Here is a 12519-nt window from a genome sequence, read left to right on the forward strand (position 1 = left end):
GCTCACCTCATCAACACCCCGGCCGCCTCCACCAGTTCCTCCGACGGAACCGCCACAAGACCCAACTCCGCGCTGGATGCCAGCAGTCGGTGCGCGGGCAGGATCCGGACGGTGTATCCGAAGGGCCCGGTCCTGTCCAGGGACAGCGGCCCCTCGTACACCCAGCGTCCCTCCAGGTCCGGGCCGCCCGCGGGCTTCAGCGGCACGGCCACCGCGTCCGCGATGCGGTCGTCGGAGTCGACGCGGCCCGCGACGGCCTGGACCTCGACGTCGTCGGGGCCGAGGTCGCCGAGGCCGACGCGGACCCGGACGGAGAGGGTGGTGCCGAGTTCGGCGGTGGTCGTGGCGGAGGCGGCCTCGACGTGGTCGACGGTGACGTGCGGCCAGGCCGCGCGGACGCGGGACTTCCAGGTGGCCAGCTCGCGGGCCGTGTCCGCGGTGAGGGAGCGGTGGGCGCGGGCGGCCGGGGCGTACAGGCGCTCCACGTACTCACGCACCATCCGGCCGGCGAGGACCTTCGGGCCGAGGTGGGTGAGCGTCTGGCGGACCATCTCGATCCAGCGGTCGGGCAGGCCGCCCTGGCCGCGCTCGTAGAAGCGCGGGGTCACCCGCTGCTCCAGCAGGTCGTAGAGCGCCGCCGCCTCCAGTTCGTCACGGCGGTCGTCGTCCTCCCCCACTGCCGAAAGCGTGGGGGTGCCCCCAGCCGTGCCGTCGGCGGTCGGGATCGCCCAGCCGAAGTCGGGCTGGAACCACTCGTCCCACCAGCCGTCCAGGACGGACAGGTTGAGGCACCCGTTCAGCGCCGCCTTCATGCCGGACGTACCGCACGCCTCCAGCGGGCGCAGCGGATTGTTCAGCCAGATGTCGCAGCCCGGGTACAGCTTCTGCGCCATCGCCATGCCGTAGTCGGGAAGGAAGACGATGCGGTGGCGTACGCGCGGGTCGTCCGCGAACCGGACGAGTTCCTGGATCAGGCGTTTGCCGCCGTCGTCGGCGGGGTGGGCCTTGCCCGCGATGACGATCTGGATCGGCCGCTCGGGATGCAGCAGCAGATCCATCAGCCGGTCGCGGTCCCGCAGCATCAGGGTCAGGCGTTTGTACGAGGGGACGCGGCGCGCGAACCCGATGGTGAGGACGTCGGGGTCCAACACCCCGTCGATCCAGCCCAGCTCGGCCGTACCCGCGCCGCGCTGGCGCCAGGAGGCGTGCAGCCGTTCCCGTACCTCGACCACCAGCTGCTCGCGCAGCACGCGCCGCAGGTCGAAGATCTCCTGGTCCGCGATGTCGGCCACGGCGTCCCAGCGCTCCGAGCCGCCGACCGTCATCGCGTCCTCGGCGCGCTGGGCGCCGATCTGCCGGGCACCGAGCCGGAAGACCTCCGGCGCCACCCAGGTCGGCGCGTGTACGCCGTTGGTCACCGAGGTGATCGGGACCTCGTCCGGGTCGAAGCCCGGCCACAGGCCCGAGAACATCTCCCGGCTGACATGGCCGTGCAACAGCGAGACGCCATTGGCCCGTTGGCCGAGCCGCAGCCCCATCACGGCCATGTTGAAGAGGTTCGGCTCGCCGCCCGGGTAGGTCTCCATGCCCAGGCCCAGGATGCGTTGGACGTCGATGCGCGGGAGTTCGGCGTCCGGACCGAAGTGGCGGGCCACCAGCTCCCGGTCGAAGCGGTCGATCCCGGCGGGCACGGGCGTGTGCGTCGTGAAGACCGTGCCGGCCCTCACCGACTCCAACGAGGCCTCGAAGTCCAGCCCCCCGTCGGCCAGTTCGGCGATCCGCTCCAGGCCCAGGAACCCCGCGTGCCCCTCGTTCGTATGGAACACCTCGGGCTGCGCATGGCCGGTGAGCCTGCAGTACGTCCGTACCGCGCGCACCCCTCCTATGCCGAGCAGCATCTCCTGCAGCAACCGGTGCTCGCTGCCGCCGCCGTACAGCCGGTCGGTCACCCCGCGTTCGCCGAGGTCGTTCTCCTCGACGTCGGAGTCGAGCATCAGCAGCGGCACCCGGCCGACCTGCGCCAGCCAGACGCGGGCCCGCAGCGCCCGCCCGCCGGGAAGGGCCAGCGAGACCTGGGCCGGTGAGCCGTCGCTCTCGCGCAGCGGCACCACCGGCAGCTCGTTCGGGTCCAGGACCGGATAGTGCTCCTGCTGCCAGCCGTCCCGCGACAGGGACTGCCGGAAATAGCCGTGCCGGTAGAGCAGCCCCACGCCGATCAGCGGAACGCCCAGGTCACTGGCGGCCTTCAGATGATCGCCCGCGAGAATGCCGAGGCCTCCGGAGTACTGCGGCAGCGCTGCCGTGATGCCGAACTCGGGCGAGAAGTAGGCGATGGCGGCGGGCAGTTCGAGGGTCCCGGTCTGGGTCTGATACCAGCGGTCGCCGGTCACGTAGTCGCGCAGATCGTCGGCGGCCGCGGCGAGCCGGCGCAGGAAACGCCGGTCCTCCGTGAGCTCCGCGAGACGCCCGGGCGACACGGAGCCGAGCAGGCGCACGGGGTCGCCGTCGGAGGCGGCCCAGCGCTCGGGGTCGACGGACTGGAAGAGATCACGGGTCTCGGCATGCCAGGACCAGCGCAGATTGCGCGCCAGGTCACTGAGCGGGTGAAGGGCTTCGGGGAGTACGGGTCGGACGGTGAACCTGCGGATTGCCTTCACTGGTGTGCACCTCTTTGCGCCTAAACCGGCGCCGCTCTCGCGGACCCGGTTGCTCGCCGTCGGGGTACCTCAACTGATGGTTGCGCCGAGTGGTCCTCAATGAAGCCACCGCCCTCGACGGTAGCGGTCAAAGGCCTCCGTAACCACGGCGCATCGAGGGTCTCGAAGGCCGGGCCCCGGCAATCACTCCCCCGGTTACTTCTGCGGAAATTCGTCGCAACGTTCACGTGTACCCCACGACGGATATGGCTGATTCCGCCTGCATGGGCGGCCTTGTGGCTATTCGCACCGCACGAGAGGCTGCCCACTGGCGTACCTCCCGACCTCGGCCCGCACCGGGCCGTCCCCGGCCGCGTACGCCGAATTGAGGAGGGGAACTCAAGTCATGGCACAGACGGAAAAGAGGCGTCTGCGCTGGGCGGGAGGTCTCACCGCGGTTGCGACGGCCGCGGTGCTTTCGGCCATCACCCTGCCCGCGCACGCCGCCCCGGAGGGGCAGATAGTCGGCGCCGGCGCTCCCGGCTCCGTCAGCGGCAGTTACATCGTGACACTCAAGGGGGGAACCAACGCTCCGTCCCCAGCGGGCAGAAGCATCGCGGAGAAGTACGGGGCGAGAATCAGCCACGCCTACGGCACCGCCCTCAACGGCTACGCGGTGACGGTGGACGAGAAGCAGGCCCGGCGGCTCGCGGCCGACTCCCGCGTGGCCTCGGTCGTGCAGGACACCAGGGTGGCGCTCGACCACAGCCAGAAGAACCCGCCTTCCTGGGGCCTCGACCGCATCGACCAGCGGGGCCTGCCGCTGAACAAGAGCTACACATGGCCGGAGTCGGCGGGCAAGGGCGTGACGGCGTACGTCATCGACACCGGCATCCGGATCACGCACAAGGACTTCGGCGGCCGGGCCAGCTACGGCTGGGACTTCGTGGGGAACGACAAGACCGCCAAGGACGGCAACGGCCACGGCACACACGTCGCCGGCACCATCGCGGGCGCCAAGTACGGCGTCGCCAAGAAGACCAAGGTCGTCGCCGTCCGCGTCCTCGACAACAACGGCGCCGGCACGACCGCGCAGGTCATCGCGGGCATCGACTGGGTGACGAAGCACGCCAAGAAACCGGCGGTCGCCAATATCAGCCTCGGCGGGTACGCCAACGCCCAGCTCGACGCCGCCGTACGCAACTCCATCGCCTCCGGTGTGACGTACGCGGTGGCGGCGGGCAACGACGGACTGCCGGCCGGTCTCTACTCCCCCGCCCGGGTCAAACAGGCCCTCACCGTCGGCGCGAGCGACAGGACCGACGCGCGGGCGAGCTTCTCGAACACCGGCGCCATCCTTGACCTGTTCGCGCCCGGAGTGGCGATCACCTCGGCGTCGTACGCCAGTGACACGGGGAAGGCGACCTACTCGGGTACGTCGATGGCGAGCCCGCACGTCGCGGGCGCGGCCGCGCTCTATCTGGCCGACCACACCAGGGCCACCCCGGCACAGGTGGGCAAAGCACTGGTCAAGCAGGCGGTTCCAGGCAAAATCTCTGGCGCGGGTCTGGGTTCGCCGAACAGGTTGCTCCAGGTCGGCACCCCCTAGCACGCTGCGGGAACAGGCACCGGCCTCGCCCTCACCGGACGAGGCCGGTCCTGTGTGTAGACATACGCGTGAGTAGTTAACAAAGTGCCGGTTGCCCACCCGAATAGGGTGGGAAGGCTCCCCCGGTACGCCCCGCAGACCTCACCTCCCCACACCCTCATCCGCCCACCCACGTTGACGCGGACAGGAGCGGTCATGCCCGCCACGCACCACACGTCGCCACCCCCGACGACCAGCCCTGACACATCCCCCATACGCACGGCCGACGCCGGTCGCCGCAAGCCGGAGAAACCCTCCGCCGGCACCGACACCGGGCCCGGCACCGGAAGCAGCAGCACCGCAGCCGCCGCGATCCCGGAGACCGAAGAGACCACGGCGCCCGTCACACCCGTGGCCCCCGTCGCACCCGTCGCACCGATCAAGACCACGGAGGCCAGGGAGACGGTCGCGCCCGTCCCACCCGTCGCGACCATCGGCCGCATCCCCCTCCTCGACGTGCACCCGGTCGTCGACCACGGCCGATGGCCCGCCAAGGCGGTGGTCGGTGAGGCCTTCGAGGTGTCGGCCACCGTCTTCCGCGAGGGCCATGACGCGGTCGCCGCGAACGTCGTCCTGCGCGACCCGGAGGGCCGCACAGGACCCTGGACCCCCATGCGCGAGCTGGCCCCCGGCACCGACCGCTGGGGCGCCACGGTGTCCGCCGGGAAAGAGGGCCACTGGACGTACACGGTGGAGGCATGGGGCGATCCCATCTCCACCTGGCGCCGGCACGCGGGGATCAAGATCCCGGCCGGCATCGACACCGAACTGGTCCTGGAGGAGGGCGCGCGTCTCTACGAGCGGGCGGCCACCGGAGTGCCGAAGAGCAAGGGGCGCCGGGAGACCCTCCTCACGGCGGCCGACGCGCTGCGCGACGTGGAACGCCCCGCCTCGGCCCGCCTAGCCGCCGCCCTCACCCCCGAGGTGGACCGGGTCCTGGCCCGCCATCCACTGCGCGAACTCGTCACGTCCTCCGAGCCGTTGACGCTGAAGGTGGAGCGCGAACGGGCGCTGTACGGCGCCTGGTACGAGTTCTTCCCGCGTTCCGAGGGAACGCCCGAGCGACCGCACGGCACGTTCCGTACCGCCGCCGAGCGCCTGCCCGGCATCGCGCGGATGGGCTTCGACGTCGTCTACCTCCCGCCGATCCACCCCATCGGCAGCACCTTCCGCAAGGGCCCCAACAACACGCTGTCCGCGGGTCCGGAGGACGTCGGCGTGCCCTGGGCGATCGGCTCCCCGGAGGGCGGGCACGACGCGATCCACCCGGATCTCGGCACGATCGACGACTTCGACGCGTTCGTACGCCGGGCAGCGCGCGAAGGGATGGAGGTCGCCCTCGACTTCGCGCTCCAGTGCTCCCCCGACCACCCGTGGGTGCAGAAGCATCCGGACTGGTTCCACCACCGGCCGGACGGCACGATCGCGTACGCCGAGAACCCGCCGAAGAAGTACCAGGACATCTACCCGATCGCCTTCGACAAGGACATGCCGGGCCTGGTCCAGGAGACGCTGCGGGTGCTGCGGTACTGGATGAGCCATGGTGTACGGATCTTCCGCGTCGACAACCCGCATACGAAACCGGTGCTGTTCTGGGAGCGGGTGATCGCCGACATCAACCGCACCGACCCGGACGTGATCTTCCTGGCCGAGGCGTTCACCCGGCCCGCGATGATGCACACCCTCGCCAAGACCGGTTTCCAGCAGTCGTACACCTACTTCACCTGGCGCAACACCAAGGAGGAGCTGACCGAGTACCTGACCGAGCTGTCGGGTGATGCGGCCGCGTACATGCGGCCCAATTTCTTCGTGAACACCCCCGACATCCTGCACGAGTTCCTCCAGCACGGCGGGCGCCCGGCCTTCGAGCTGCGGGCGGTGCTCGCCGCGACTCTGTCGCCGACGTGGGGTGTGTACAGCGGTTTCGAACTCTGCGAGGGCACCCCGCTGCGCACCGGAAGCGAGGAGTATCTGGACTCCGAGAAGTACCAACTCCGGCCCCGGGACTGGGAGTCGGCGGAACGTGAGGGTCGTAGCATCGCGCCCCTGCTGGGCAGGCTCAACGCGATCAGGCGCCGCAGTCCGGCCCTTCGCCAGTTGCGCGATCTCCACTTCCACCACACGGACCAGGAGTCGGTGATCGCGTACTCGAAGTCCGTCACGGATGCCGGGGACGACACGGGCGCACGCGGTTCGAACACGGTTGTGGTGGTGGTCAACCTCGACCCCCACCACACCCAGGAGGCGACGGTCTCGTTGGACATGCCGCAACTCGGCCTGGACTGGCACGAGTCCGTGCCGGTGCGCGACGAGCTCACCGGCGAGACCTACTACTGGGGCAGGGCGAATTATGTGCGCCTCGAGCCAGGGCATAGTCCCGCGCACATCCTCACCGTCCTGCGACCGTCCTCACCGCAGATCGGAGGGTCACCCACCACATGATCGTCAACGAGCCCGTCCCGGATACGTTCGAGGACACCCCGGCCAAGGACCGCGATCCCGAGTGGTTCAAACGCGCCGTCTTCTACGAGGTCCTGGTCCGCTCCTTCCAGGACAGCAACGGCGACGGCATCGGCGACCTCAAGGGCCTGACCGCGAAACTGGACTACCTCCAATGGCTGGGCGTGGACTGCCTCTGGCTTCCCCCCTTCTTCAAATCCCCCCTGCGCGACGGGGGCTACGACGTCTCCGACTACACCGCCGTCCTCCCCGAATTCGGTGACCTCGCCGACTTCGTGGAATTCGTCGACGCCGCCCACCAACGCGGCATGCGCGTGATCATCGACTTCGTCATGAACCACACCAGCGACCAGCACCCCTGGTTCCAGGAATCACGCGCCAACCCCGACGGCCCCTACGGCGACTACTACGTCTGGGCCGACGACGACAAGCAGTACCAGGACGCCCGCATCATCTTCGTCGACACCGAAGCCTCCAACTGGACCTTCGACCCCGTCCGCAAGCAGTACTACTGGCACCGCTTCTTCTCCCACCAGCCGGACTTGAACTACGAGAACCCGGCCGTGCAGGAGGAGATCACCAGCGCGCTGCGTTTCTGGCTCGATCTGGGCATCGACGGCTTCCGGCTCGACGCGGTGCCGTACCTCTACCAGGTCGAGGGAACCAACTGCGAAAACCTTCCGGCAACGCACGAGTTCCTCAAGCGGGTCCGCAAGGAGATCGACACGCACTACCCGGACACGGTGCTGCTTGCGGAGGCGAACCAGTGGCCGGAGGACGTCGTCGACTACTTCGGCGACTACTCCGCCGGCGGCGACGAATGCCACATGGCGTTCCACTTCCCGGTCATGCCACGCATCTTCATGGCGGTACGCCGCGAGTCCCGCTACCCCGTATCCGAAATCCTCGCCAAGACGCCGGCCATCCCGTCGGGCTGCCAGTGGGGCATCTTCCTGCGCAACCACGACGAGCTCACCCTCGAAATGGTCACCGACGAAGAACGCGACTACATGTACGCGGAATACGCCAAAGACCCGCGCATGCGCGCCAACATCGGCATCCGCCGCCGCCTCGCCACCCTCCTGGACAACGACCGCAACCAGATCGAACTCTTCACCGCCCTGCTGCTCTCGCTGCCCGGCAGCCCGATCCTCTACTACGGCGACGAGATCGGCATGGGCGACAACATCTGGCTCGGCGACCGCGACGCGGTGCGCACGCCGATGCAGTGGACACCGGACCGCAACGCAGGTTTTTCCTCCTGCGACCCCGGTCGCCTCTTCCTCCCCACCATCATGGACCCCGTCTACGGCTACCAGGTCACCAACGTCGAAGCCTCCATGTCCTCCCCCTCGTCACTGCTGCACTGGACCCGCCGCATGATCGAGATCCGCAAACAGAACATGGCCTTCGGCCTCGGCTCCTACACCGAACTCCAGTCGACCAACCCCGCCGTCATCGCCTTCCTCCGCGAATACAAGGACGACCTCGTCCTGTGCGTCCACAACTTCTCCCGCTTCGCCCAACCCACCGAACTCGACCTGAGCGCGTTCAACGGGAGGCATCCCGTCGAGCTGATCGGCGGGGTCCGCTTTCCCGCCATCGGTGACCTGCCGTACTTGCTGACTCTGGCGGGTCACGGCTTCTACTGGTTCCGGCTCCGCAAGGACGCCGCCTAGAACCCAGGCGGGGCGGTTTCCCCCGCCCCGCCCGGGGCACGCATGAGTAACACCCCGACTCCCCCGGCCTCCGGGTCCCGAGTTCCCTGGGGAAAGGACGCGACGTCATGTCGGAAGCCGTAACCCACTCGTCCACGGCCCCGGTCGCACATTCCGAGCTGCTCGCGTCCCTCGATCCGCTGCTGCGGGAATGGCTGCCACGGCAGCGCTGGTTCGCGGGCAAGGGTCGTCCGGTGACCGGATTCTCGCTGGTCGCGGCCACCGAACTGCTGCCGCCGACCGGCCAGTTGGGTCTGCTCCATCTGCTCGTACGCGCCCATCAGCCGATCACTCCGACACAGGGCGCGCTCCCGCACCCGAGCGACTGCTACCAACTGCTGATCGGCGTACGCGAGGCGCTGCCACCGAGGCTCGCGCCCGCGCTGATCGGGCATCTGGAGGAAGGCCCGCTGGCCGGCCGCACGGTGTACGAGGCGCTGCACGACCCGCGCCCCGCCGACGTACTCCTGGAAGCCCTGCGCGCTCAGGCCCGTATCGGCGAGCTCCGCTTCGAGCACGACCCGGGCCAGGAGTTCCGGGACGATCTGGTGCCGCGCCTGGTGACGTCGGAGCAGTCCAACTCCTCGATCGTCTACGGAGATACGTTCATCCTGAAGCTGTTGCGGCGGATCGTGCCGGGGATCAACCCCGACCTGGAACTACCGCTGGTGCTGTCCCGGCAGGGCTGCGCGCGGGTGCCGGAGCCGGTGGCGTGGATGGTGGCCGAGCTGGGCGAGGAGACGTACACCCTGGGCGTGCTGCAGCCCTTCGTCCAGGGTGCGACGGACGGCTGGGAACTGGCCCTGCGCGAGCTGGCCAAGGGTGAGGACTTCGGTGCCGAGGCGCGGGCGCTGGGCCGCGCCACCGCCGAGGTGCACACGGCGCTCGCCCGTGCGCTGCCCACGGTCACCCTGGGCCACGCGCAGATGAAGCCGCTCGTCGACGGCATGACCCAGCGCCTGGACGCTGCCGTACAGGCGGTACCCGCGCTGCGTCCGTACGCCCCCGGCCTGCGCACCGCCTTCGAGGCACTGGCCGGCCTGGCCGCCGAGGGCGCCACCTGGACCGCGCAGCGCATCCACGGCGATCTGCACCTCGGGCAGTGCCTGCGCTCCCCGTCCGGGGAGTGGTCGCTGATCGACTTCGAGGGCGAGCCGTCCAAGCCGCTCGCCGAACGCCGGATGCCGCAGCCACCGGCGCGGGACATCGCGGGGATGCTCCGCTCCTTCGACTACGCGGCCCACTCGCACCGCCCCCTGGTCCCCGGCTGGGCCGACACCTGCCGGGCCGCGTACTGCACCGGTTACGCCGAGGTCGCCGGGCTCGACCCGCGCACCGACCCCGTACTCCTGCGCGCCTACGAGACGGACAAGGCGGTGTACGAAGTCCTGTACGAGGCCCGGCACCGCCCCGACTGGCTCCCGGTACCGCTGTCGGCGGTGCGCAGGCTCGCGGCGGACGCCACCGCCCCCTGACCGCCCCCGCCCTTCCACCTCTCGAGGAGGCCCTGCCCGTGACGCCCCGCCCCCCGTCCGACGACAGCCCGAAGAAGACCAGCGCGAAGAAGCCCGGTGCGGAGAAGACCGGCGCGAAGAAGTCGGATGCCTTGAAGAAGACGGCGACTCCCGCGAAGGAAGCCGCCTCCGCCGAGGGGAAGCCCACGGCCAAGAAGACGAAGGCGGCCGGCGACAAGAAGGCTGGGGGCAAGGCGACCGTGAAGGCATCGAAGAAGACACCGGAGTCCGTTCCGGAGACGGTTGAGGTGGGTGCTCCGGAGTCGGTCGAGGTAGGCGCTCCAGAGTCGGTCGAGGTGAGCGCTCCGCAGTCGGTCGAGGTGAGCGCTCCGCAGTCTGTCGAGGTGGGCACTCCCGTGTTCGCCGGTGTGCACCCCGGCGACCGCGAGCGGCTGCTCGGCGGCACGCATCACGATCCGCACGGGGTGCTCGGGGCACATCCCGTACCAGGCGGTGTGGCTTTCCGGGCCTTCCGTCCGTACGCGCTGACGGTGACCGTCGTGACGGACGAGCTGCGGGCCGAACTGCACGACGACGGGGACGGTTTCTTCTCGGGCCTGCTGCCGCTGCGCGCCGTACCGTCCTCGTACCGCCTGCTCGTGGCGTACGAGGGGACGGTCCAGGAGACCGAGGACCCGTACCGTTTCCTGCCTGCGATCGGCGAGTTCGATCTGCATCTGTTCGGCGAGGGCCGCCACGAGCAGCTGTGGCGGGCGCTCGGCGCGGAGCCGATGGTGCACCAGGGCGTGACCGGCACCCGCTTCACGGTGTGGGCGCCGAACGCGCGCGGCGTCCGGGTGGCCGGCACCTTCAACTTCTGGGACGGCACGGGATATCCGATGCGGTCGCTCGGCTCCTCCGGGGTGTGGGAACTGTTCGTGCCCACGATCGGAGAGGGCGAGCTCTACAAGTTCGACATCACCCGCTCCGACGGCTCCCGGACCCTGCGGGCGGATCCGATGGCCCGGCGCACCGAGGTGCCGCCGAACACGTCGTCGATCGTCACCGCGTCCCACCATGAGTGGAGCGACGAGGCGTGGATGGCCGAGCGGGGTCTCAGGGCGCCGCACGAAGCACCCTTCTCCGTGTACGAAGTCCATCTGGCGTCCTGGCGGCCGGGCCTGACCTACCGCCAACTCGCCGAGCAACTCCCCGCGTACGTCTCCGACTTGGGCTTCACTCATGTGGAGCTGATGCCGGTGGCGGAGCATCCCTTCGGCGGGTCGTGGGGCTACCAGGTCACCGGCTTCTACGCCCCCACCGCCCGACTGGGCACCCCGGACGACTTCCGACACCTCGTCGACGCGCTGCACCAAGCCGGCATCGGCGTCCTCATGGACTGGGTCCCCGCCCACTTCCCCCGCGACGACTGGGCCCTCGCCGAATTCGACGGCCGCCCCCTCTACGAACACGAGGACCCGCTACGCGCCGCCCACCCCGACTGGGGCACCCTCGAGTTCGACTACGGACGCCGCGAGGTCCGCAACTTCCTCGTCGCCAACGCCGTCTACTGGTGCGAGGAATTCCACATCGACGGCCTCCGCGTCGACGCCGTCGCCTCCATGCTCTACCTCGACTACTCCCGCGAACCCGGCCAGTGGACCCCCAACGAACACGGCGGCCGCGAAAACCTCGACGCCGTCGCCTTCCTCCAGGAAATGAACGCCACCGTCTACCGCCGCAACCCCGGCATCGTCACCATCGCCGAGGAATCCACCGCCTGGGACGGCGTCACCCGGGCCACCCATCACATCGGCCCCGGCGGATTCGGCGGCCTGGGCTTCGGCCTCAAATGGAACATGGGCTGGATGCACGACTCGCTCGACTACGTCTCCCACGAGCCGATCCACCGCAAGTACCACCACAACGAGATGACCTTCTCGATGGTGTACGCCTACAGCGAGAACTACGTCCTGCCCATCTCCCACGACGAAGTCGTCCACGGCAAACGCTCACTGGTGTCGAAGATGCCCGGCGACTGGTGGCAGCAACGCGCCACCCTCCGCGCGTACTTGGCCTTCATGTGGGCCCACCCCGGCAAACAACTCCTCTTCATGGGACAGGAATTCGCCCAGGGCGCCGAATGGTCCGAAGCCCACGGACCCGACTGGTGGCTCCTGGACCCCGCCTACCCCGCCGAACCCGACCACCGCGGCGTCCGCGACCTAGTCCGCGACCTCAACACCACCTACCAGCACGAACCCGCCCTCTGGCAACGCGACACCGATCCGGCAGGGTTCACCTGGATCGCCGGCGACGCCGCCGACGACAACGTCTTCGCCTTCCTCCGCCACGACGCCGACGGCACGCCTCTGCTGGCGGTGTCCCACTTCTCCCCGGTGGTCCGCCACGGCTACCGCTTCGGCATCCCCGAAGACATCCCCGCCTGGCACGAAATCCTCAACACCGACACCGCCCAATACGGCGGTAGCGACATCACCAACCCCGACCCGGTCAAACCCGAACCCCACGCAGCCCACGGCCGCCCCGCCAGCATCCAACTGACCCTGCCCCCACTGGCAACGATCTGGCTCCGCCCCGCG

Annotated in this window: 6 protein-coding genes; 5 read left to right on the forward strand and 1 reads right to left on the reverse strand. The window is 69.4% G+C overall.

Annotated elements, in window-relative coordinates:
- Positions 1–2 precede the first annotated feature (2 nt).
- Positions 3–2657 (reverse strand): glycosyltransferase family 1 protein, encoded by a 2655-nt coding sequence (locus OG246_RS42700; protein WP_266474870.1) that lies wholly within the window; start codon positions 2655–2657, stop codon positions 3–5.
- Positions 2658–3042: 385 nt separating this feature from the next.
- Between OG246_RS42700 and OG246_RS42705 the strand changes: the two genes are divergently transcribed.
- The 5 genes from OG246_RS42705 to glgB all read left to right on the forward strand — a co-directional run.
- Positions 3043–4245 carry a S8 family peptidase gene (locus OG246_RS42705; protein ID WP_266474872.1) on the forward strand — a complete coding sequence of 401 codons (1203 nt, stop codon included), beginning with the start codon at positions 3043–3045 and terminating at the stop codon, positions 4243–4245.
- Between the two features lie 195 nt (positions 4246–4440).
- Positions 4441–6726 carry an alpha-1,4-glucan--maltose-1-phosphate maltosyltransferase gene (locus OG246_RS42710; RefSeq protein WP_266474873.1) on the forward strand — a complete coding sequence of 762 codons (2286 nt, stop codon included), beginning with the start codon at positions 4441–4443 and terminating at the stop codon, positions 6724–6726.
- Positions 6723–8423, forward strand: coding sequence for a maltose alpha-D-glucosyltransferase (gene treS, locus OG246_RS42715; protein ID WP_266474874.1), 1701 nt, complete (start codon positions 6723–6725; stop codon positions 8421–8423). Before OG246_RS42710 ends, treS begins: the two co-directional genes overlap by 4 nt.
- A 107-nt stretch (positions 8424–8530) precedes the next feature.
- On the forward strand, positions 8531–9937 hold the full coding sequence (locus OG246_RS42720) for a phosphotransferase (protein WP_266474876.1): 1407 nt from the start codon (positions 8531–8533) through the stop codon (positions 9935–9937).
- Positions 9938–9975: 38 nt separating this feature from the next.
- Positions 9976–12519, forward strand: a 2544-nt coding sequence (gene glgB / locus OG246_RS42725) for a 1,4-alpha-glucan branching enzyme (RefSeq protein WP_266474878.1), incomplete at its 3' end; no start/stop codon positions are given.

The organism is Streptomyces sp. NBC_00620, from assembly GCF_026341825.1.
GTDB lineage: Bacteria > Actinomycetota > Actinomycetes > Streptomycetales > Streptomycetaceae > Streptomyces.